The organism is Pseudomonas sp. REP124 (assembly GCF_020164475.1).
GTDB lineage: Bacteria > Pseudomonadota > Gammaproteobacteria > Pseudomonadales > Pseudomonadaceae > Aquipseudomonas.
Genome location: NZ_JAIQWX010000003.1, coordinates 66,333 through 89,127, shown reverse-complemented (window position 1 = coordinate 89,127; position 22,795 = coordinate 66,333). Strand labels below are relative to the sequence as shown.

Annotated in this window: 18 protein-coding genes and 3 pseudogenes; 14 read left to right on the top strand and 7 right to left on the bottom strand. The window is 55.2% G+C overall.

Annotated features, from left to right (window positions below):
- The first annotated feature begins 46 nt into the window (after nucleotides 1–46).
- The 5 genes and pseudogenes from K9857_RS01620 (at nucleotide 47) to K9857_RS01600 (ending at nucleotide 3,212) form a co-directional block, all read left to right on the top strand.
- Nucleotides 47–640 (top strand): GNAT family N-acetyltransferase, encoded by a 594-nt coding sequence (locus tag K9857_RS01620; protein WP_224533164.1) that lies wholly within the window; start codon nucleotides 47–49, stop codon nucleotides 638–640.
- Between the two features lie 81 nt (nucleotides 641–721).
- Nucleotides 722–937: pseudogene (locus tag K9857_RS01615) on the top strand (OprD family outer membrane porin); the annotation flags it as partial.
- A gap of 106 nt (nucleotides 938–1,043) precedes the next feature.
- A complete protein-coding gene (locus tag K9857_RS01610) occupies nucleotides 1,044–1,673 on the top strand; it encodes a DUF3885 domain-containing protein (RefSeq protein ID WP_224533163.1) in 630 nt (209 codons plus the stop codon).
- A 109-nt stretch (nucleotides 1,674–1,782) separates the two neighbouring features.
- Entirely contained in the window at nucleotides 1,783–2,133 is a 351-nt protein-coding gene (locus tag K9857_RS01605) for a hypothetical protein (RefSeq protein WP_224533162.1), read from the top strand.
- A 290-nt stretch (nucleotides 2,134–2,423) separates the two neighbouring features.
- Complete coding sequence (locus K9857_RS01600) at nucleotides 2,424–3,212, top strand: DNA polymerase beta superfamily protein (RefSeq protein WP_224533161.1); 789 nt, start codon at nucleotides 2,424–2,426, stop codon at nucleotides 3,210–3,212.
- Nucleotides 3,213–3,623: 411 nt separating this feature from the next.
- Here K9857_RS01600 and K9857_RS01595 read toward each other — a convergent pair.
- A pseudogene (locus K9857_RS01595) lies at nucleotides 3,624–3,946 on the bottom strand (hypothetical protein).
- A 588-nt stretch (nucleotides 3,947–4,534) separates the two neighbouring features.
- On the opposite strand from K9857_RS01595, the pseudogene glnQ reads away from it, so the two are divergent.
- Nucleotides 4,535–4,692, top strand: a pseudogene (gene glnQ, locus K9857_RS01590) (glutamine ABC transporter ATP-binding protein GlnQ); the annotation flags it as partial.
- Between the two features lie 77 nt (nucleotides 4,693–4,769).
- Here glnQ and K9857_RS01585 read toward each other — a convergent pair.
- Entirely contained in the window at nucleotides 4,770–5,648 is an 879-nt protein-coding gene (locus K9857_RS01585; protein ID WP_224533160.1) for a LysR substrate-binding domain-containing protein, read from the bottom strand.
- A gap of 156 nt (nucleotides 5,649–5,804) precedes the next feature.
- On the opposite strand from K9857_RS01585, the gene K9857_RS01580 reads away from it, so the two are divergent.
- Together K9857_RS01580 and K9857_RS01575 are read left to right on the top strand one after the other, a co-directional pair.
- The gene (locus K9857_RS01580) at nucleotides 5,805–6,230 is read left to right on the top strand and encodes a VOC family protein (protein ID WP_224533159.1); all 426 of its coding nucleotides are present in this window, start codon (nucleotides 5,805–5,807) and stop codon (nucleotides 6,228–6,230) included.
- 112 nt (nucleotides 6,231–6,342) lie between these two features.
- A complete protein-coding gene (locus tag K9857_RS01575) occupies nucleotides 6,343–7,599 on the top strand; it encodes a cation:dicarboxylate symporter family transporter (RefSeq protein ID WP_224533158.1) in 1,257 nt (418 codons plus the stop codon).
- A 234-nt stretch (nucleotides 7,600–7,833) separates the two neighbouring features.
- Here the strand turns inward: K9857_RS01575 and K9857_RS01570 are convergent, their stop codons facing one another.
- The 3 genes from K9857_RS01570 to K9857_RS01560 form a co-directional block, all read right to left on the bottom strand.
- Complete coding sequence (locus K9857_RS01570; protein WP_224533157.1) at nucleotides 7,834–8,343, bottom strand: flavin reductase family protein; 510 nt, start codon at nucleotides 8,341–8,343, stop codon at nucleotides 7,834–7,836.
- 158 nt (nucleotides 8,344–8,501) lie between these two features.
- Nucleotides 8,502–9,536: a methionine synthase gene (locus K9857_RS01565; RefSeq protein ID WP_224533156.1), complete on the bottom strand. Its 1,035-nt coding sequence runs from the start codon at nucleotides 9,534–9,536 to the stop codon at nucleotides 8,502–8,504.
- A 24-nt stretch (nucleotides 9,537–9,560) separates the two neighbouring features.
- On the bottom strand, nucleotides 9,561–10,544 hold the full coding sequence (locus K9857_RS01560) for a DUF1852 domain-containing protein (RefSeq protein WP_224533155.1): 984 nt from the start codon (nucleotides 10,542–10,544) through the stop codon (nucleotides 9,561–9,563).
- Between the two features lie 364 nt (nucleotides 10,545–10,908).
- Between K9857_RS01560 and K9857_RS01555 the strand changes: the two genes are divergently transcribed.
- Nucleotides 10,909–11,829: a LysR family transcriptional regulator gene (locus K9857_RS01555; protein ID WP_224533154.1), complete on the top strand. Its 921-nt coding sequence runs from the start codon at nucleotides 10,909–10,911 to the stop codon at nucleotides 11,827–11,829.
- A 94-nt stretch (nucleotides 11,830–11,923) separates the two neighbouring features.
- Here K9857_RS01555 and K9857_RS01550 read toward each other — a convergent pair whose 3' ends face one another.
- The gene (locus K9857_RS01550) at nucleotides 11,924–13,057 is read right to left on the bottom strand and encodes an aminotransferase class V-fold PLP-dependent enzyme (protein ID WP_224533153.1); all 1,134 of its coding nucleotides are present in this window, start codon (nucleotides 13,055–13,057) and stop codon (nucleotides 11,924–11,926) included.
- A gap of 86 nt (nucleotides 13,058–13,143) precedes the next feature.
- Here K9857_RS01550 and K9857_RS01545 point away from each other — a divergent pair, with 86 nt between their 5' ends.
- Nucleotides 13,144–13,299, top strand: coding sequence for a hypothetical protein (locus tag K9857_RS01545; RefSeq protein ID WP_224533152.1), 156 nt, complete (start codon nucleotides 13,144–13,146; stop codon nucleotides 13,297–13,299).
- Nucleotides 13,300–13,846: 547 nt separating this feature from the next.
- The gene (locus K9857_RS01540; protein WP_224533151.1) at nucleotides 13,847–19,324 is read left to right on the top strand and encodes an AAA family ATPase; all 5,478 of its coding nucleotides are present in this window, start codon (nucleotides 13,847–13,849) and stop codon (nucleotides 19,322–19,324) included.
- A gap of 379 nt (nucleotides 19,325–19,703) precedes the next feature.
- Here the strand turns inward: K9857_RS01540 and K9857_RS01535 are convergent, their stop codons facing one another.
- Entirely contained in the window at nucleotides 19,704–20,102 is a 399-nt protein-coding gene (locus K9857_RS01535; protein ID WP_224533150.1) for a RidA family protein, read from the bottom strand.
- A gap of 141 nt (nucleotides 20,103–20,243) precedes the next feature.
- Between K9857_RS01535 and K9857_RS01530 the strand changes: the two genes are divergently transcribed.
- From K9857_RS01530 to K9857_RS01520, 3 genes are all read left to right on the top strand, one after another.
- The gene (locus K9857_RS01530; protein ID WP_224533149.1) at nucleotides 20,244–21,158 is read left to right on the top strand and encodes a LysR family transcriptional regulator; all 915 of its coding nucleotides are present in this window, start codon (nucleotides 20,244–20,246) and stop codon (nucleotides 21,156–21,158) included.
- A 237-nt stretch (nucleotides 21,159–21,395) separates the two neighbouring features.
- A complete protein-coding gene (locus tag K9857_RS01525) occupies nucleotides 21,396–21,944 on the top strand; it encodes a hypothetical protein (RefSeq protein WP_224533148.1) in 549 nt (182 codons plus the stop codon).
- A gap of 165 nt (nucleotides 21,945–22,109) precedes the next feature.
- The gene (locus K9857_RS01520) at nucleotides 22,110–22,787 is read left to right on the top strand and encodes a hypothetical protein (RefSeq protein WP_224533147.1); all 678 of its coding nucleotides are present in this window, start codon (nucleotides 22,110–22,112) and stop codon (nucleotides 22,785–22,787) included.
- Nucleotides 22,788–22,795: the final 8 nt, after the last annotated feature.

Sequence of the window (22,795 nt, the reverse complement as noted above, 5' to 3'; positions counted from 1 at the left end):
TTTGCTAGAATCACCGGCTTTTACTTATGGATGGAGGGGATTGAACATGGTTTCGAAGCAAACAGAATCCGAAATCCCGACCATGGTTCTGCGCTCCGACCGCCTCGTATTAAGGACCTGGACAAACGCAGATCTGACCTCGCTCATATCGATGAATTCGGAACCTGAAGTTAATGAATGGTTAGGTGGACCTGCGTTGGCGAAGGGGAGTGCTGCTTCGCTGGACAGGTATCGAGAGTGCATGGCTGCCAATGGATGGGGGGTGCTGCATGTGGCGGACAGCAGCGGGATGTTTCTTGGGCTGGCAGGATTACAACCCGTCCGATCCGAGTTGCCGGTTGCACCTGCGGTTGAAGCGGTATGGCGATTTCGCAGGATTGCATGGGGTGCAGGATATGCATCCGAAGCGATGCATATGGTGTTGCAGGAGTGCCGCCAGAAAATGACGGGGAGTCAAATCCTCGCCATCATTTCTCAGCCCAATACTCGCTCTGCACGGACCGCCACGCGTGTCGGATTTCGTCATGATCCAAATTCAGATTTCCTTTATCCGGATCCAGCGCTTGATGCCAGGCTTCGGCCGCATGGCGTATTCCGTCTTGATTTAGAACCGCCTGGTGTTACGCCCGTGCAATCCTGACGAGCCCGTCCAGCCATTCCTGATGGCAGCAAAAGGGGACAGATCTATTTTTCATAAATAAATCTGTCCCCTTTTGATTGTGCCTTCATGACCCGCTACTACAACGGCAGGGGAGGTGAATACCGTGGGTTGGAAGCCAGGGAGCATGAAACCAATACCCAGCTGAAGTACGTTATTCAGGATGGGATGTTCAGGGGGGTAGGGGCCGAGTTGCGGCATGCTGTCTCGCGAAGCACCTATGCTAGCGATCGGGACAATGTTCGGGTTTATCTGACGTATGACTTTGTGTTGTGGTGAGCAGAAACGGTTGGTTCGTGAAACCATATGCGAGGCGCGGCGGGTTGAACGTGTTGCTAAGATGCGTGCACGGGCTTTCTCTGTTGGTTAGTCATAAAGGGATTAAATGAATTTAGAGCTTGAAATTGAGAGCATTTTTGGCGGCAAAGCTTTTCTAAGACCTCTTTTCTATTCGTATCCAGGAGGGCTGCGCTTCGAACTTTCCGAAACCGGCGGGGTGATAGAGCAGTTCCTTTCCGCACTTCGAAAATCAACGAAGATTTGCAGCGATATCTTTATTGGGGAAGCGAAACTTGTTGCTTGCGTACGCATTCACTCTGGAAGCAATCGATTTGCTCATCGTGCCACGATTCACGCTCTTCGATCAGCCGGTATTGACATACCCACTGAACGGTCGGTCTGGAGCGAGGAAATAGATCCAGATGAGTGGTTCTGTGAAAATGAACCAGAGTATTGGATCAACGTGGCATTTGAAGCGCCTGTGACCCTGCTTCAAGCAATTCTCTGGTGTGCATTGGCTAAAGACTTTGCCGTGATACAGCCTAAGCCCAGATGTGATTTCTATCTGTTCAATTTGAAAAGACGCATCATGGCTTTCCCATATGACGACAGGGGCATGGACGTGATTGGTCCCAACACCAGTCTGCTCTTACAGCTGTACCGCCATCATCGTGCATACCTGTTGGACCATGACCGCCCGTTGATGGATGTCACATTCGCAAAGCATGCGATCTAACTTCTATTCTGGACCGCAACCGGTCCATCCTGGCGGCGAATATCTGTCTGAACGCTTTCGGCTACGATACCCTTCGGTTGCTGGCCCCATCCAAGTTTCGGGATATTGCATGAAAAATGTCGACGCAAACCGCTTGAAGATCTGGCAAGCACTTTCAGAGTTTTTCCTCGACACAGAGATCACCGACTCGACTTTTGACTATGTCGCTCGCGTAGTCCTGGAAACAGGTTATTCGCCTAAAGAAATTCAAAGCATCCTTTGGGGGGAGGTGTTCCCAGCACTTGAGGGAAACCTCAAATCCATTGTTGGTGAATGGGCAGGGTGGACAGATGAATGGCTGTTGGAGCATCTATCGGTATGTGAAGTCTCCGCGAACAAATTGGGAGACAGCGGCATTGTCAAAGAAATCAGTAGATGCTGGGGGCAAGTAGCAATGCGGCTTCCGTCGGCTTATGCCTGAACCCGCTTTCGATTCGATACCTCAATGGTTACCGGCACCTATCGGCCGATGCTGAGCATCAGCTTAGGGTTGATTGCCGCCGTTCATATTCGGTTGTTTGCTAGGGAAATATCAGGCACCCAAAGGGGACAGATCTTTTTTTTCATAAATAAATCTGTCCCCTTTTGATTGCTTTTGATTGTTTTTATGTTTATTTCGGTAGAAAACCTACCGGGCTCCCGCAGTTACTGGACAGTCCGTCGTTGTATGAGTAGCGTGCCTTTCATGTATCACCCACTTAGAGAAAGCTCATGGTTTCTTTGGCTGTTCAAAATGAGGTTCGCAACCGTCTACGCCGCGCCGAGGACGAGCATGGTGTGAAGGTTCTACTAGCCGTGGAATCTGGCAGTCGTGCTTGGGGCTTCGCTTCTCCGAACAGCGATTACGATGCGCGTTTTATCTACGTAAATACTCCTGATTGGTATCTTTCCGTTGGCCTTGAGGAGCAACGCGACGTCGTTGAGTACCCAATCGTTGATGAAATGGACATCAATGGCTGGGATCTCCGAAAGGCGCTCAGGTTATTCTGGAAATCCAATCCAGGTTTTGTGGAGTGGATTCAGTCGACCATCATTTATGAGCATTCGGGATCTTTTCACGAACGGGCCAAGGAGCTACTGCCGCATGTTTATTCGGTAGAGAGTGGGATCTACCACTATCGCAGTATGGCCAAAACTAACTACAGGGGGTACTTGCAAGCCCCTCAGGTACCGCTCAAAAAATACTTTTACGTGTTACGACCTTTGCTTTCAGTACGCTGGCTGGAGCAGTTCGGCTCACCTGCGCCGATAGAGTTTGACAAGCTGCTCTGCGTCATCGAAGGAGATACAGATCTTCTGCGGTCGATTGATGATTTGCTGACGATTAAGCGCGCCTCTCCAGAAATGGGCTTATCTCCCCAGATCATGACCATCCAAAAATACGTTGAGCGAGAAATAAATCGACTTGAAGCGGTCAAACCGCCCCGTAATGAGCGTAAAGACGTTGAGCCACTACTTTCAGAAATGTTCCGCTCGGTGATGAGGGAAACCTGGGGTTAGGTGTTCGGATCAAAATCGACCAAAAGGGGATAGCTCTATTTTTCATAAATAAATCTGTCCCCTTTTGATTGCAGTATCCAGAGGGGACAGATCCATTTATTGATAGATCTGTCCCATTTTGATTGGTGTCGTGCACAGCATTTGTGATCGACGCAGGACCTGTAGGAGCGAGCATGCTCGCGATGGAGGCCCAGGCACCGCTGGGCATCAGGCAGCCAGCGTTATCGTTGGCGACCATCGCGAGCAAGCTCGCTCCTACAGTGGATTTGTGTCGTGCGCAGGTTTTGTGATCATCGCTGAACATTGTGGGAGCGGGCTTGCCCGCGAAGAGGCCGGCACATTCAACAGCGATGTCGCCTGAACTGACGCCTTCGCGGGCAAGCCCGCTCCCACATAGGATTTGCGCGTTGGTTATGGCGAAGGCCGGGCGCGCAGGCGGCGGCCGATGATGTCCAGGACGTCGCAACCATCGCGCAGCGGGATGGCACAGAGCAGGGCGAAGTCGCTGAGGATGAAGGAGTCGCACTCGATGGAGCCGCGCATGGCGAGGTTTTCCAGGACCTGGGTGACGGCTCGGATGCGGTAGTTGGCCGCTTCCATCAGGATGTCGAGCGGAACGTGAGTGTCGATGAAGAAGGTGGCATGTCGGAGCAGTTGCCGGTCATGGCCATCCAGCGGTTGACGGGCGGGGGCAGTGGTTTTTCGTAGGGTGGATCCGGATGTAGTTTTGTCATGTTGGAAAACTCTTTGGAGTAACAGTTTGAAGCAGCCAACAGCCTTCCTACAGGCGAGGGTGGCAGCCGTATACGGGAGTAGGAACTGAGGTACTCCAAACTCAGCCACGCCGAAGCGTGGTCCCGCACACAGCTGCCATGAACGAAGTCACGAACACAAAGAATGTGCCGTAGCAAACGGTAGCGGTGTTGAGAATGGAGTAATGGGTTCCTACACCCAGCCACCGCTTTCACGGCGACGGGAAAAAGACTATCCCGCCCATCCAACGCCCACCAGTTCATGCAAATCGCCGCGTTTCGAAGGAATCTGCGAGGACTTTGCCAAGAAAATTTCCCAGGACCTACAGCGCGTCCTACACCCCGAGTATCAACCCCCCGGGGCGTGGGATTCTGCCGCAGTCATGGGGGGCAAAACCAGGGTGTAGGAAAAACAGAAATGCCCTACAGCGTGTGACGAAGATGCCTTCAGAGGTTTCCCTGCCCGGCGATAGACAACCCAAAATCACCACGCCGCACCCACTGTAGGAGCGAGCTTGCTCGCGATGGTGGCCCAGACACCGCGGGGCTCAACCCAATAGACCGATAGCCATGACCATGCTGTGCGTGACGCACGAAATGGGCTTCGCGCGCACCGCGTGGTGTTCATGGACCAGGGAGAAATCGTCGAACAGGCCACACCGAAAGAGTTCTTCGAAAACCCGCAGAGCGAGCGCAGCCGGTTGTTCCTGAGCCAGGTGCTGCATTGAGCGACTGGCCCCGCCATTCGATTGCGCACCGACGATGTTGCAGCCGTTTGATTAACGCTGAAAAAATGGCTGTTGCTTTAAATGAACCCGCGCTTGACCTGCTCACTGATCAGGTCAGCCAGTACTTGCACAGGTTCGGTAAAGCTTTGGCGAGAACGATGTACCAACCCGATATCTCGGTGAAAAGTGTGCGTTCCGAGATCGAGTGCCCGTACACCTGCTGGCCATTCCGGATCGGGCGTTGTTTGTGGTACCAGCGCAACGCCAACATTGTTTTCGACCAGTTTGACAATGGCCTCAAGCTCATCCAGTTCGCAGACTTCATGCAGGGTGAAATGCATCTGACGCAGGAACCGGTCGACTTGCCTGCCGCCGAAGGATGATCGGTCATATCGAATGAATGGCTGACTGGAAATCAGTGCCGACCAGTCGTCTCCCGGCATATCGCGCGGCACGATCAGACGGTAGGGCTCGAGCGCCAGATTCGTCCAGCGAAGATCACTCTGGAGTGAGAAGGGTGGGCGAATGATGGCGGCCATGTCGATCTCGCCTGCATCGACCAGGTTCACCAACTCCATTGATAGTCCCGGTATGACGCGCGTGCGGCACTGGGGACATTGTTGGTGGAACCTGGCCAGCGCGTCCGGCAAATAGGAGCGCTGCACGGACGCGATAGCGCCGATGTTCACCAGCACACTTGCAGGTTGTCCCAACGTCGTGGAGCCCAGGTTTTCGTAAAGCCTGAGCAGCTCCTGCGCTTGCAGGAGTATCTGCTGGCCCATCTTATTGAGATGTGCCGAGCGTCCTTTTCTGTCAAAAATTTCGAAGCCCAGCTCTGATTCCAGTCGCTGAATCTGCGCGCTCACGGCCGCCTGCGTGAGACCGATCTTGTTGCCCGCAGCGGCAAACGTGCCTTCGCGCGCCACGGCGATGAGTGTCTTGAGTTCTTTGATCATTCACAAATATTAATTGTGTTTCTGAGAAATATATATTGATTTTTCTGTTTTGTTTTCCGCCCTACGATGTTTCCCATCCCCGGCATCGGCCTGACCCATACATCCAATGACGGTAGAAATGTTCGCCAACCAACAAAAAACATTACTGGAGTTCTGATGAGCCTCTCGCCATTCCACCTCGCAATCCCTGTGTACGACCTCGCTTCAGCGCGCACCTTTTACGGTGACGTCTTTGGTCTTGAAGAAGGGCGCTCCAGCACCCAGTGGGTCGATTTTGATTTTTATGGTCACCAACTGGTCATTCACGAGCACCCGAAAACCGCTTCTCAAGAGAGCGTCCACAGCAATCCGGTCGATGGTCACGATGTTCCTGTTCCGCACTTCGGCATCATCCTGGGTTGGGAGCAATGGGAAGCATTGGCCGAGCGTCTGAAGTCGTTCGGTACCGAGTTCGTGATCGAGCCGTATATTCGCTTCAAAGGTCAGGTTGGCGAGCAAGCCACCATGTTTCTGTTTGATCCGTGCGGTAATGCCCTTGAATTCAAGGCTTTCAAGGATATGAGCCAGCTCTTTGCCAAATAACAAAACGCCTGGCACAACCCCGTTGTGCCATTTGATCTCAAGTGAGCTGGAAGCTCATGACTCTAGCAACTGCCAATAGCGCAGACCTTTCATTCCAACAAGAAGGCTAGACATGAAACGTATTCCCTTGGTGTGGCAAATCGTTGCCGGGCTGGTGCTCGGCGTGCTTGTCGGTTGGTACTTCAATACACATCCGCAATATCAAACATGGGTCAGCGCGGAGATCCTCAAGCCGCTCGGCGACATCTTCATCAAGATGATGAAGATGGTGGTCGTGCCGATTGTTTTCTGTTGCATGATTTTGGGCATTGCAGGTGGCGGAGACAGCAAATCCTTTGGCCGAATGGGTGCGAAGTCACTCGGTTACTTCTTTGCGATTACCGCACTGGCCATCGTTATGGGGCTGTGTTTCGCGAACATCTTCGAGCCAGGTACGGGTACGGATATTTCAGGGGTCTCGCATAGTTCTGCATCGATCACCATGGAGCCATCCAAAGGTGCATTGGTCATTTTGCAGAACATCGTTCCAGACAATGTATTGGTCGCGATGTCGGAGGCAAAGTTGCTGTCAGTGCTGTTTTTCGCCGTTCTGTTCGGCCTGGCACTGAACGCTTTACCCAAAGAGAAAAGCGCACCCGTCATCGCACTGGTCCAGAGCATTTCGGATGCAATGTTCAGGGTTGTCTCCATTGTCATGGCCTACGCGCCGATCGGTGTGTTTGGCATGATCGGTGCGACGGTGGCGACTTTTGGTTTCGCCTCACTGTTGCCCTTGCTCAAGTTGATCGGTGTTGTTTATCTGGCGTTGATTGTTTTCGCAATTCTGGTGCTTGGTGGCATTTGCTACCTGATTGGCGAAAACATCTTCAAGTTGATTCGGTACTTTCGCAATGAGTTGATCCTGGCGTTCTCGAGTGCTGCATCAGCCGCTGTCATGCCGCAATTAATGACCAAGCTGGAGAGCTACGGTGTACCGCGTCGGATCGTCAGTTTCGTGGTGCCGGTGGGCTATGCGTTCAATCTAGATGGAGCGTCGATTTTTCTCGGTGTCGCGACGATCTTTGTGGCGCAACTCTATGGCATCGATTTGTCGTTGTCTCAGCAGATCCTGCTGGTGGTGACGATGGTGCTGACCTCGAAAGGGGCAGCAGGGGTGCCGGGTTTTGCCATCATCATCCTGTCAGCCACTTTGGCGTCTGCCGGTCTTCCATTAGAGGGCGTGGCGTTGATCGCTGGCATTTTCAGGATCATCGACAGCGGCACCACCACGCTGAACGTATTGGGTAACGCCATCGCACCGTTGGTTATCGCCAAATGGGAGAGGGTCGAACTGGAAACTTCACGGGCACATCCAGCAGCAAGGGCGTAATCGTTCGCAGGGCGGCAATATGTAGTAGAACGCAAAGAGACTGGTCGTCGGTCAGGTCTGGAAGACAGTGATCAGGCGACCGGTCTGTGGATTTGGAAATTATAAGTTTGATAGCGCTTCTGATACCGATGTTTGGCTACCCATGCACATGGATGTTCGTTAAGCCGCGCGGTAACCTCGGAAGCGGAACAGGACCTCCTTCAATCGACTTTCGCGCACAGCGCAGCCAAGCACTCACACCGCGCCATGCGCGGCGAGATTGCGATATTGCCCTTTGAAATACAGCAATGGTTGCGTAGCAGCGGCCTCTTGCAGGTTCAGCGCTTTCACCTCACCAATCACGATCAGGTGATCACCTGCGACGTGTTCGGCGTGAATTTCGCAATCCAGCCAGTGCAGGCTGCCGGCAATGATCGGATTACCCAGCGGCGACTCCTGCCATTGGACACCGTGCCACTTGTCCGTGCCTCGCCGAGCGAACTGGTTGGAGATATTGACCTGTTCGCCCGACAGGATGTTGACCGCGAATCGGCCTGCCTGGCGAATTTTGGGGTAGCTGGCTGAACTGGACATGACGCTGAATGACACCAGCGGCGGACTCATCGACACGCTGTAGAACGACTGACAGGTGAAGCCAATCGGTTCGCCATCAACGTGTGTTGAAATCACTGTGATGCCAGATGCGTAGTGCCCGAGCGCTTCGCGAAAGCTCAAAGGTTCGATGGCATTACCAGAAAGTGACATGACAGGTCCTAAGTAAAGAGTGCGTTGACCGTGTTAAGCAAGGTCTGAAGCCACCCGATCATCTGGCAGACTTCAGCCTTCTCAATTGTGAAAGCGGCCCGTCGATCAAAAGTGAGCTGATCGCTCATGAAGTTGCGTCGACCACTTTGGAGCGTGGCTCAGCGCCCGTTCGACAGTTCTCTGCGAACGATTTCCGCTCCGGCACTCAACGCGTTCAACTTGCCCCGGGCGACTTGACGAGGCAAAGGAGCCATACCGCAGTTGGTGCATGGGTAGAGCTTGTCCGCGTCGACGAACTGAAGGGCTTTTCTCAAGGTATTGGCGACTTCCTCGGGCGTTTCAATGGCGTGGTTCGCCACGTCAATGGCGCCTACCATGACTTTCTTGCCCCGAATGAGCTCGATCAGATCCATGGGCACGTGAGAGTTGTGGCACTCCAGCGAAACGATATCGATGCTGGATTTTTGCAGCTTGGGAAAGGCTTCTTCGTACTGTCGCCACTCCGAGCCCAGCGTCTTCTTCCAGTCGGTATTCGCTTTGATGCCGTAGCCGTAGCAGATATGCACGGCGGTTTCGCATTTAAGCCCTTCGATTGCTCTTTCCAGGGTGGCAACACCCCAGTCATTCACCTCATCGAAAAATACGTTGAAGGCAGGTTCGTCGAACTGAATGATGTCGACCCCGGCAGCCTCCAGTTCTCTAGCCTCCTGGTTGAGAATCGTGGCGAATTCCCATGCCAGTTTTTCACGGCTCTTGTAATGGGCGTCAAAGAGGGTATCAATCATCGTCATCGGGCCTGGCAGGGCCCACTTGATAGGCTGTCCGGTTTGCTGACGCAGGAATTTGGCATCTTCGACAAAGACTGGTTTTCGCCGAGCGACGGCACCTACGACGGTTGGCACGCTGGCATCGTAACGATCACGAATCCTGACCGTCTCGCGCTTTTCAAAATCAACGCCGTCGAGGTGTTCAATAAACGTAGTAACGAAATGCTGACGAGTCTGTTCACCGTCACTGACGATATCGATACCGGCCAGTTGTTGTTCGTGCAATGACAAGCGCAGCGCATCCTGCTTGCCTTCAACCAACTCATCGCCTTGCAGTTTCCAGGGCGACCAAAGGGTCTCCGGTTGAGCAAGCCAGGCAGGTTTCGGCAAGCTGCCAGCTGTCGAAGTGGGCAACAGTTTTTTCATGAAAGATGACCTTGGTTCAATTAATCAAAGAGCGCAGCTGACGGACCATTGCTCAAGAATGGTCTGGTAGGGCTTGATAAAGTTTTCTTCGGCGAATTTACCTTGCTCGATAGCCAGCCGACTCCGTTCTTCTCGGTCATACACAATTCGAGTCAATGAGTAGTCCTGGTTTTTCAAACTAGGCTGATAGGACTTTCCTGCTGCAGAATTTGCGTTATAAATTTCAGGTCGATAAATTTTCTGGAAGGTATCCATCGTGCTGATGGTGCCAATCAGCTCAAGGTTGGTGTAATCACCCAGCAGGTCGCCTGAAAAATAAAAGGCCAAGGGCGCAGCGCTGTTAGGCGGCATAAAGTAGCGAACCTTCAGCCCCATCTTCTTGAAATACTCATCCGTCAAAGAGTATTGGTCCTGTTGGTACTCAAACCCCAAAACAGGATGCTGGTTCTCGGTCCGGTGATAAGTTCTGGTGCTTGAAACACTCAGGCAGATTACAGGCGGCTTGTCGAAATGCTCTTTGTAGGCAGTTGAATTGACGAAGCACTTGAACAACTTCCCGTGCAAGTCGCCGAAATCCTCCGGGGTGCTGAACCCGGACTGGTTCCTGTTGTGCTCCAGCAATCGCACACTGAAGTCATAGTCGCGCACGTAGGAGGAGAAGTTGTTGCCTACGATGCCGTTGATGCGCTCATCGGTTTTTCCATCAACAATCGTTGTTTTCAAAACTTCGATCAAAGGAATGGCCTGATCACCGCCTTGGGCATCGATGTTCATTTCAGCGGAAATGATGTCCAACTCAACCGTGTAACGATCGCCAGCAGGATTGTCCCAGTGCGCCAAGGCATTGAAGCGGTTGTCTATCATCTTCAAAGTGTTGCGCAAATTCTCTTGACGACTTTTCCCTCTGGCCAGATTGGCAAAGTTTGTGGTAATGCGCGTAGTGTCCGAGGGCAAGTAATCCTCATCAAAACAAATGCTCTTGATAGCAAATGCGAATTCATTGTTCATCTTGGTCTGACATCCTGTTTTTGAGCCGGACCTGAACTTTTTATTTATCGTTTTCAGATTGACCAGCGTTCTGTTTTTTCACTTGGCAGGCTTTATTGGACCTGCCGTGAAGAGCAGTTCGCATTTTATGCCGAGTGCCCAGTTGAATAAAAACGAATTGATTTCAATAAAATATTAATCACATTCATGTTTGGGTGTTGGATCCGGGCTGAGGAATCGGCGCCCACCAGAAGACGTTTCAGAGTGCGCTCCAAATGGTGCAACTACCTCTCGCCCGCACTGGAACTCAAGTCACTGTCGACTTTTCTCTCATGGTGAGACAAACTAATTTTAATTCTCGCCAACTCAAATTTTATTCATATTCATGATCGATTTACGTCATCTTAAAACCGTACAAGCCATGCGGGATACCAGCAGTCTGGTGGAAACGGCTGAGCGTCTGAACCTGACACAGTCAGCTATTTCCCATCAGCTCAAGGAACTGGAGGAGCGCATGGGGATGACGTTGTTCATGCGCAAATCAAAGCCGATGCGCTTTACCAGCGCGGGTCTGAGATTGCTGAAACTGGCTGATGATGTCCTGCCATTACTGCGGGAAGCCGAACGTGATTTCAGCCGATTGGCGGGCGGTTCGGCTGGACGTTTGCACTTGGCGATTGAGTGCCACAGCTGCTTCCAGTGGCTGATGCCAGCCATCGACGCCTTCAGGAGATCATGGCCGGAAGTAGAGATGGATCTCGCGTCAGGGTTCTCCTTCGCGCCGCTACCTGCATTGGCGCGTGGCGATCTGGATCTGGTTGTCACCTCCGATCCGATCAACATGAACGGCATCACCTATGTGCCTCTGTTCACCTACGAAGCATTGCTGGCCGTGGACAACCACCATCCGCTGGTTGGAAAAAGTGTCATTGCGCCGAAGGACCTGAAGCCACTTACGCTGATCACCTATCCCATCGAACGAGACAGGCTCGATATCTTCACTCGCTTCCTCGATCCGGCCGACGTCGAGCCGCTCAATGTCCGAACCTCCGAGATGACGGTAATGATGATGCAATTGGTGGCGTCGGGCAGAGGCGTCAGCTGCCTGCCAAACTGGGCCTTGCACGAATACACCACCCGCGGATATGTCACGGCTCGACGCCTGGGCGAGAAGGGCATGTTTCCGACACTTTTCGCTGCGGTGCGCTCGGACATGCTGGCAACGCCCTATATGAGTGATTTTCTACTGACGGCCAAAGACACTTCCTTCTCGACACTGGAGGGCATTTGCGCGGTTCGGGAGTAGGGCACGTCGAGCATCAGCGTCATGGGCTGGCAGTGCCCAGGGATACCTTCCAGGAGTTCACAAGTCCGGTATCACCTTTGGGCACTATGAGGATTTAGTTACCCATCACCTCATCCAATGCCTTCTCCAACGTACTGACCGTACGCTCGATATTGTTCAGCTTTTCCAGCCCGAACAGCCCGATACGAAAGGTCTGAAAGTCGGCCGGCTCGTCGCATTGCAACGGCACTCCCGCGGCGATCTGCAGGCCGTGGCTGACAAATTTCTTGCCGCTCTTGATGTCGGGATCATCGGTGTAGCTCACCACCACGCCAGGGGCCTGGAAACCGGCGGCGGCCACGCTTTTGATGCCTTTGCCGGTCAGCATTGCGCGCACCCGATCGCCCAAGGCCTGTTGTTCCTCGCGCACCTTGTCGAAACCGTAGGCTTGCGTCTCTTTCATCACTTCGTTGAATCGCGCGAGGGCATCGCTGGGCATGGTCGCGTGGTAGGCATGCCCGCCCTGTTCGTAGGCCTGCATGATCTGCAGCCACTTTTTCAGGTCGCAGGCGAAGCTGCTGCTTTGCGTGTGTTCGATGCATTCGAGGGCCAAGGCACTTAGCATTACGAGGGCGCAGCAAGGGGAGGCGCTCCAGCCTTTCTGCGGTGCGCTGATCAGCAGGTCGACTGCGCATTTGTGCATATCCACCCAAATCGTGCCCGAGGCGATGCAGTCCAGTACGAACAGGCCACCCACCGCATGCACGGCGTCGCCGACGGCTCGCAGGTAGTCGTCGGGCAGGATGATCCCTGATGAGGTTTCAACGTGGGGGGCGAAGACGATCTGCGGCTTGTGCGTCTGAATGGCGGCCAGCACTTCGTCCAGAGGAGGAGGGGCGTAGGCGGCCTGGCGACCGGTTTCGACCGGTCGGGCCTTGAGCACCATGGTGGCCGCCGGGATGTTGCCCATCTCCAGAATCTGGCTCCAGCGATAACTGAACCAGCCGTTGCGGATCACCAGGCATTGCTGGCCGGTGGCGAACTGGCGCGCCACCGCTTCCATGCCGAACGTGCCGCTGCCCGGCACCACCGCAACAGCCTGGGCGTTGTAGACCTGCTTCAGGGTGCTGGAGATGTTCTTCATCACGCCTTGGAACGACTGCGACATGTGGTTGAGCGAGCGGTCGGTGTAGACCACTGAGTACTCGACCAGCCCCTCGGGATCGATGCTGGGGTATAGCTTTGACATGGGGTGGCTCCTTTTTCCGCAGGCATGGGAAGTCTGCTTGCGCGCATTAAACATAGCTGAAAGGTGCGTGTTTAAATGGTTTCGGAATGAGTTCCGAAACCCTGGCCTCGGTCGACGTGATTTTCCATCACCTCGTCGATCATCTGGATGGCGGTGTAAAACCACCACCGCCAACGACCACCGTGTTGCGGGCGACGGACGTCGGCTTTCCAGCCAGCGCATGGAGAATAATCAGGAATTGATCAGTAGCAGTTTTTTATAGAAGTTGGCTACAGACAGTAATGGCACGGAAAACATCTGATCATTTTTCAACTTTCCCACATTTAAGCAGATAAATTGGCCGGTTCAGTTTTTCAGATTGATATCCTGTGAGCATGTTCTTTTTATTATCAATGTGCTCTTTTTAGTTATACATTCAAGCTGTAGAACCATCGAGCAACGAGGCTGACGCGAAGGGTGCGCCGGCTCGTATTTCCTGCGCTACACGTAGTCTTCCATTAGGTAAAGTATATTTTGGTATTAAATATTTAAATCTTGGTGTAGCTGCTTTTAAGTCCGTTCGATGACATTTTCGCCGCCTTCTATCGTGTGACTGATGATTATTCTTCTCAGAACATAATTTCGAGAAGACAATCCTTATGCCACGCGACCCTGATTGAAGCCTATGAATGCGAGAGTGCATTCGCCGAGGAAACTTGCGCTGTTTTGGCAATCAACTGTCAAAAATGACGACTACAAGGAAGAAACGGCTCAGGACCTTATATTCTTTTTAGTCTGGCGAATTACAACATGCAGATTTTATGGGCCGACGGTGAACGTATCCTCTGTCGGGTATCGCGCTTGGGAGCTGACAGTAATCGCAACGTCTTGTTGTCGAGGCTCGCCGCCGAACAACCTTTGCCGGCGAGTCTCGCCAGACTCGCTCACGAATTTTCGTTGAAAGATGAACTCGATTGCAGTTGGGCACTTCAGCCGCACGAGATGGTGCGCGAAGGCGCTCATATGCAATTGGTACTTGAGGATCCGGGCGGCCAGCCCTTGGCGCAATTGCTGGCACGCCCGATGGAAATCACGACGTTCTTGCAGCACGCAGTCAGCATTGCAGTGGCGCTGGGTAAGCTCCATCAGCGGGGGATTGTTCACAAGGACATCAAACCCAGCCATATCCTGGTGAACTGCTCCGATGGCCAGGCCAGACTCACCGGATTTGGCCTGGCTTCTCGGTTTCCCCGCGAACGGTCGGCGCCGGAGACGATCAGCGGCACGCTCGCTTACATGGCACCTGAGCAAACCGGTCGGATGAATCGCTCGATCGATTCGCGCAGTGACCTGTACTCCTTCGGCGTCACCCTCTACCAGATGCTGACCGCAACGTTGCCGTTCACCGCCGTCGACCCGATCGAATGGGTACATTGCCATATCGCGAAGAAACCGCTGCCACCCAGCGTACGGGTCGAAACGGTGCCCAAGCCACTCTGCGAAATTGTAATGAAGTTGCTCGCCAAAACGGCGGAGGAGCGTTACTGCACCGCCGCCGGGGTTGAGTACGATTTGCGCAAATGCCTCGCCGACTGGCAGCAACTTGGGCAGATCAATTCGTTTACTTTGAGTGAACACAGCAGGTCTGACCGGTTGCTGATTCCGGAGAAACTCTACGGGCGCGAGCGGGAGGTCGACGCGCTCATTGCCGCGTTCGGTCGAATCGTTGAAAACGGCGCACCGGAAATGGTTTTGGTTACCGGTTATTCCGGCATAGGCAAGTCCTCGGTGGTCAATGAGCTGCACAAGTTTCTAGTGCCACCCCGAGGAATTTTCGCCTCCGGCAAGTTCGATCAGTACCGGCGAGACATTCCCTATTCGACACTGGTTCAGGCGTTTCAAAGCCTGGTCCGTACACTGCTGGGCAAGAACGATACGGAGCTGGCGAGTTGGCGTGAGGACCTGCAAATGGCGCTGGATGCCAACGCGCGGCTCATGACCGATATCATTCCCGAGCTGAAATTGATCATCGGCGAGCCGCCGCCGGTGCCGGTGCTTGATCCTCAGCAGGCGCAACGTCGTTTCCTCCTGGTGTTCAGGCGTTTTATCGGCGTGTTTGCACGGGCTGAACATCCGCTCGCCCTGTTCCTTGACGATCTGCAGTGGCTCGACGCCGCAACGCTCGACCTGCTGGAAGACCTGCTCGTCGGATCGGATATGCGGCACCTGTTGCTGGTGGGGGCTTACCGCAGCAACGAGGTGGATGTTACGCACCCGCTTTCGGGAAAGCTTCAGGCCATTCGTAATGCCGGTGGCAGGGTTAACGAGATTACTCTGGCACCGCTGGCCAAGACGCACATCGAGCAGATGATTGCCGAAGCGCTTCACGAAGAGATAAAGCGTGTCGAGCCTCTGGCGCAGATCGTGCTGGAGAAAACGGCGGGCAATCCATTCTTTGTGATCCAGTTTCTACTGGCGCTTGCCGAGGAAGAGCTGTTGGCTTTCGGCTACGAGGTTCGTCAGTGGTTCTGGGACCCGGATCGTATCCATGCCAAGGGTTACACCGACAACATCGTTGACCTGATGGTCGACAAGTTGACCCGCTTGCCGATTCACACTCAGCAAGCGTTGCAGCATCTCGCCTGCCTGGGCAACGTCGCCGACATTCAGGCGCTGGCCACCGCCATGGATGTGCCCGAGGCGCAGTTGAGCACGGTATTGTGGGAAGCGATAAGTCAGGAGTTGGTCGAGCGACTGGACGGCAGCTATGGGTTTGTACATGACCGTATCCATGAGGCTGCCTATTCTCTGATTCCTGAAGCGTCCCGGGCCCAGGCACATTTGCGAATCGGTCGGTTGCTTGTATCGCAGATAACTGCCCTGGATCTGGAGGAATCGATCTTCGAAATCGTCGGCCAGCTCAATCGCGGTGCTGATCTGCTCACGGAGTCGATCGAGCGGGAGCAGCTGGCCGAGTTCAATCTGATCGCCGGTCAGCGCGCCAAGGCATCGACTGCCTACGCGTCAGCGCTCAACTATCTCACCACCGGTTCGCAGTTGTTGGACGAAGACGGCTGGGCACATAAGCATGAACTGCTTTTTGCATTGGAGTTGAACCGGGCCGAATGCGAGTTCCTTACCGGACAGCTCTCCGTTGCAGATGAGCGTCTGACGACACTGTTGAAGCGGGCCGAGACTGTCATTGAGCGAGCGAACATCGCCTGCCTGAAGATGGATGTCTACCTGCTGATGGATCGCAGCGACGGCGCGGTCAGTGTCTGTCTCGACTACCTGCGTCATGTGGGTATCGAGTGGTCAGCCCACCCAAGCGACAATGAAGTGTCCCAGGAGTACGACCGCATCTGGTCACTGCTGGGCGATCGACAAATCGAGGCGCTTGTCGATTTACCGTTGATGGACGACGCCGTCTCACTGATGACTGTCAGCGCGTTGGGCAAGCTCTTTCCCCCTGCTCTGCAGACAGACGCGAACCTGGCGTGCCTGTCAATTTGCAAGGCGGTCAGCCTCAGTCTCGAACGCGGTAACTGCGATGCATCGTGTGTGCACTATGCCAACCTGTTTCGGGTTGCCGGGCGGCGATTTGGTGACTATCAGGCGGGATTGCGCTTCGGGCAACTGGGCTGCGAGCTGGTCGAACATCGTGGATTGACGCGATTCGAGCCGAGCACCTTTCTGTGTTTCTCCAATTTTACTTCGCGTTGGATGAGGCCAGTGGCGCAGTGTCGCGATCTGTTGCGCCGCTCGTTTGCTGCCGCTAATCGGATCGGAGATTTGCCGTACGGTGCCTATGCGGGCAACAGCCTTACTTCCGACGCGCTGTTCGCCGGCGCGCCATTGTCCGATGTACAAGGCGAGGCTGAGCGCGGTCTGGCCTATGCCATCAAGGTACGTTTCGGCCTGGTTGTCGATTTCATCGAAACCCAGTTCGCGCTGATCCGCATGCTTCGAGGCCAGACGTCATACTTTGGTTGCTTTGACGATCAACAGTTCAACGAAAGCAAGACCGAAGCCCATCTGTCCAGCAGCCTGGACCTGGCCCTGGCAGAGTGCTGGTACTGGGTGCGCAAATTACAGGCGCAGTACATGGCCGAAAATTACGCGGCGGCCATGACAGCCGCTGCACAGGCTCAGCGCTTGCTCTGGGCGTCTCACTCGTTTTTCGAGGAAGCTGAGTTCTACTTTTATGATGCGCTGGTTCGGTCAGCCTGGTGCGACGGCGTCTCGGAGCAAGAGCATGCGCTGCATCTGGCCGCCATGGGCGTCGATTACCAGCGGTTGCAGGGCTGGGCGCAACAGTGTCCGGAGAATTTCGCCAGCCGGGCAGCGTTGATCGCTGCCGAGATCGCCCGAGTTGAAGGGCGTGTGCTGGACGCCGAGTTGCTGTATGAACAAGCCATCAATCTGGCGCAGAAGGATGGTTTCACACAGATCGAGGCGCTGGCCAATGAACTGGCGTCTCGCTTCTTCGCCGCGCGTGGCCTTGGCAAAATTGCCTGTGTCTATCTGCAGGATGCGCGCTACGGTTATCTGCGCTGGGGCGCCGATGGCAAGGTGCGCCAGCTGGAAGCGAAGTATCCGTCGCTGCGCACCGAAGAGTCTTCGCTCGGCCCGATTACCACCATGGCCACGGCGGTTGAACACCTCGACCTGACGACCGTGATCAAGGTCTCCCAGGCAGTGTCGGGCGAAATCGTTCTGGAAAAGCTGATCGACACGGTCATGCTCACCGCCATCGAACAGGCCGGAGCCGAGCGCGGCCTGTTGATCCTGTCGGACGCAGGCGAGCACAGGGTTGTTGCGCAAGTGACCACCGGCGGCAACGCTACGCAATTGCGCGATACCGCCGTCAGCAGCAAGCTGTTGCCGGAGTCCGTTCTCTATCAGGTCTTGCGCACTGGCGAGAGCATCGTTCTGGGCGACGCTACGAGCGAAGCCCCGTTCGCCGCCGACCCTTACGTGCGACAGCAGCGCGCCCGCTCGATTCTCTGCCTGCCATTGATGACCCAGGCCAAGCTGGTGGGGGCGCTGTATCTGGAAAACAACCTGAGCGCCAGGGTGTTCAGCCCGAACCGCATTGCGGTGCTGAAACTGGTGGCTTCGCAGGCGGCCATTTCCCTGGAAAATGCCCGGTTGTACCGTGAGGTCGCCGAGCGCGAATCGAAGATCCGGCGCCTGGTGGACGCCAACATCATCGGCATCGTGGTGTGGAATGTTGATGGTGACATTGTCGAGGCCAATGATGCCTTTCTGCGTATGTTGGGCTTCACCCGCGAAGACCTTGTTTCAGGAAGGATGCGCTGGCGCGATCTGACGGTGCCGCAGTATCGCGAACTCAGCGATCGTTACGTTCAGGACGCGGTGCGCAATGGCCATGCTCAACCCTTGGAGAAGGCGTATTTCAAGAAAGATGGCAGCACGCTGCCGGCGATCGTTGGTCTAGCCATGTTCGAAAGCGATCGCAAGGAAGGCGTCGCCTTCGTTCTGGACCTGACCGAGCGCAAGCAGGCAGAAGAGAAAGCCCGCGAAAGCGAGCGGCGCTATCGCGAGGTGCAGACCGAACTGGCCCACGCCAATCGCGTCGCCACCATGGGGCAGTTGGTGGCATCGATCGCGCACGAGGTCAACCAGCCGATTGCAGCCGCGATACTCAACGCCCATGCCGCGCAGCGTTGGCTGAACGTTCAGCCACCGGCGCTCGACGAGGTCCGTCAGGTGCTCGGCCGGCTGATCCAGGATGCCAACCGCGCCGCCGATGTGCTGGGGCGCATTCGCGGGCATATCCGCAAGGCACCGCCGCAGAACGGTGCCCTGGACATCAATGTGGCCATTGGCGAAATGATCGAATTCACCCGAAGCGAGATCATGAAGAACGGTGTGACGCTGCAGACGCAACTCACCGATGGCTTGCAGTTGATCGTCGGTGATCGTGTGGAGTTGCAACAGGTGCTGCTCAATCTGATCATGAACGCGCTTGAGGCGATGGGCGTTACACCGCAAAACGAGCGCCAGTTGCAGATCAGTGCGGTGCCGGGGGAGGAGGGCTACTTGCTGATCAGCGTCAGCGATTCGGGGCCGGGCTTTGCCACGCAGAACCCCGACCAAGTGTTCACCTCGTTCTACACGACCAAAGCCGCGGGCCTTGGCATGGGCTTGTCGATCTGCCGCTCGATTGTCGAGGCCCATGGCGGACGCTTATGGGCGAGTGCCAATCAGCCCCGTGGAGCCATTTTCCAGTTCACGCTTCCGGTACGGCATCACTTTTCATAGCACTGACAGGGAATTCGCCGGAGTTCAAAGGGTGACGGACGTGCTATCTCGTCACCCTATCTTTCATTGATGCGCGTGTGGTCTGTTGACGCTCGATGGTTTGCATCAATGTTTTCTCCCGCCCCCCGCAGGCGACCGGCCATGGGCGTCTTGTAGAACGCGCTGTCCATCGGACTCCTGTGGGAGCGGGCTTGCTCGCGAAAGCGGTTCATCAGCTGACAACGATGTCGACTGACACGACGCCTTCGCGAGCAAGCCCGCTCCCACATTGGTCATGAACTGGCATCTGCCGCGTGGGAGCGAGGCTCGCCCGCGAAGACGGTCTGCCAGTCAACATCGATGGGGGCCGATGAACCGCTTTCGCGAGCAAGCTTCGCTCCTACAGGCCCGGTAGTTTGGCGATCACCTTGATCTCGAAATCGAAGCCCGACAGCCAGGTCACGCCGATCGCCGTCACCGTCGGATAGGGCGCTTCGCCCCAATACTCGGCCGCCACTTCCCAGATGGTTTCGAATTTCGAGTCGGGGTCGACCATGAAGATCGTCGTGTCGACCACATCCTCGAAACTACCGCCGGCCTCGGCCAAAATCGCGTTGAGGTTCGCAAAGGCCAAGCGAACCTGTGCCGCAAGGTCCGGCTCGGCGGAGCCATCCTTGCGGCTGCCGACCTGTCCGGATACGAACAGAAAACCGTTGGAGCGAATCGCCGGCGAGTAGCGGTGCAGCTCGTACAACGCATGGCGGTCAGGCGGGAAAACGACATCACGTTTGCTGGTCATGGCATACCTCTTTCGGGGCCATCGCGGCCCGGTGTTTACGGTGAAGCCACTATAAAAAAGGCCGCCGACCTCAATAAACAGGCAGGTCTGGTCATGACTGTTTGTACAATCCAAACAATCCAGACCCGAGAGAGGCGTGAAATGGACCGTTTCGATGCAATGCAGGCGTTTGCCCGGGTGGTGGAAACGGGTAGCTTCACCAAAGCGGCAGCCACCCTGCACATGAGCAAGACCACCGTGACGCAGCTCGTTCAGCAACTGGAAGCCAGATTGCGCGTGCGCCTGCTCAATCGCACCACACGCAAGGTCAATGTCACCGCCGACGGCGCGGCCTACTACGAACGCGTCGCGCGGCTGCTGGTCGACATGGAAGACGCCGAGACCAGCTTGTCCAGCGCGTCGATGACACCGCGCGGGCGGCTGCGGGTGGATGTCCCCAGCCCATTTGCGCGCATGCTGCTGATACCGGCCTTGCCGGAGTTCTTTGCACGTTATCCGGAAATTCAGCTGAACCTGGGCGTGAGCGATCGCATCGTCGACATCATTGGTGAAAACGTCGACTGCGTGCTGCGTGGCGGCGAGATCACCGATCAATCCCTGGTGGCCAGGCATGTGGGCGATCTGAAACTCGGCATCTATGCCGCGCCCGGCTATTTGCAGCGTTTCGGTACGCCGGCGCATCCCCGTGAACTGGAGGAGGGCCGGCACAACACCGTCGGCTTCCTCTGGTTTCGTACCGGCAAAACCTTGCCCTACACGATGCAGCGAGGTGAGGAGCGCATCGAGGCCCACGGCCGCCCGCAACTGACGGTCGACGACGGCAATGCCTACCTTGCCGCCGGCCTGGCTGGCCTGGGCATGCTCTGGCTACCGCAGTACATGGCCAAACCGCACCTGGTCAGCGGCGAGTTGCTGCCGCTGTTTGAGGACTGGCAGTTGGCGCCGATGCCGATGTATCTGGCGTTTCCGCCGAATCGCCATGTCAGTGCCAAGGTGCGGGTGTTTATCGACTGGGTGATTGAATTGATGGCTGAGCATGCGCCGGTGGTTGGGTGAGGCAGGTGTCAGCCCGTTTCAGGGGGGAACAGTCTAAATTTCCGGTTTTGGCAGTGAGTGGACGTTCAAAAACAGCCCTGACGAGAGCCACTGGATTTGTACGATTCTCGGGGGCTATGACCTGAAACAGCGAATATCCGTATGGCCTGATTTCGGTGGTGGCGTTTCGCCTTTATCCTGTTATTTTGGTGATCTTTGGCTCACGCCTTCCCACCACCAACCTCACAGGAGTAGTCCGTGCGTAATTTTCTTGCCAGTTTGACCGTCGGGTTAGCCGTCACTCTGTCCGGCTGCAACACGACCCCGTTAGACAGGGCAACGGTCTACTACGACCGAGTGCAATTTCCGACTGAGATCGTGAAGGACTTTCCAGATATCAAAGGATCGATCATGCAGCATGGCCGCTGCACGTTAATCGTTTCCACTCCAGGCTCCACTATCGGTGGTTACCACTTCTGTGTTTTTGCCCTGACTCAGGAACAGATCAATGTCTATGGCTGGAATGCATCGGCGTTGAAGTACACGGAAATTCTACGAGTTGATCTGTCGTCCCTGGACAAGGTTGCCATGGACTCGTACTTCCGGACCAATCAGGTACAACTCATCGAGCCGCGCCGTCAAAGCGCGCTGACCGTAGTCATAGATGACGGTGGCTATAACGACTCGGCAGCGACGCAAAAGGTCTTTGAGTCCATCAAGAAGCACGGTGTGACGGTGGTTAAAAGCGAGGGAATGATGATGCCTCCAGCGGCACCCACGCCGATGGTGATTGTTGTTCCGCGGTAATGAGAAAGATCGGCTCCGGGCGTTAAAAGGGGACAGATTCATTGTCCAGAAAATCAATCTGTGCCCCTTTTGCCAGCACTCAGGCCTTCTCTCGCAAGCCCTTCTTTATTAAAGATTGCGACTGATAAGCCGAAATCCTTCGTTCCCTCCTCATGGATGACGTAAATGCTCCGCTCAGTTTTTTCCAGTATTACTTTGCTCGCCATCACAGCCGCCAGCGCTGTACAGGCTCAACCCCAAGCCATCAACACGCCCGAACAACTTCTGACTGAGTTCTCTCGTTGCGACGCGCAATTTTTCGAAAGCCTGCGCGACGCACGTCTGCCGGCAGGGACCCTGCGCTTGAGTGATTATGGCTCGGTCAAGGCACCGACCGTCATGAGTCCGCTGCAGGAAGGTGGCACTTACCAACAGTTCGAAACGCCCCTGATCGTTAACGGCGTGCGTATGGTCGGCTATTACAACCAGGCCCAAACCATCAAAGACGTCGGCAATTTTCTCTTCTGGGGTTTCGTAGCCGATGGCTTGCCGCAAGAAGTGGCGGCAAAACTCAAACCGCTGTTCGTCGATAGCGCACGCTTTTTCAGTCAGGGCAACGCTATTAGCCGCGCCGAAATTCGCCGCGTTGGTGACCCGATCGGCCAATGGCGCACCGAGAATCTCACCGGTCCCGGCGTCGCCACGCCGTTTGGTTTCGTAGACCGCGTGCTGATCGTCGAGGAGGGCGGCACGACAACGCCACTTGCGGGACACACCACCGTGTTTTGCTCGCTACAAGGCACCGTGACTGCTCCTCTTTTGCAGGTTTATCGTCCTGACCTCAACGCTCATCTGCTCGACTGACAAGGATG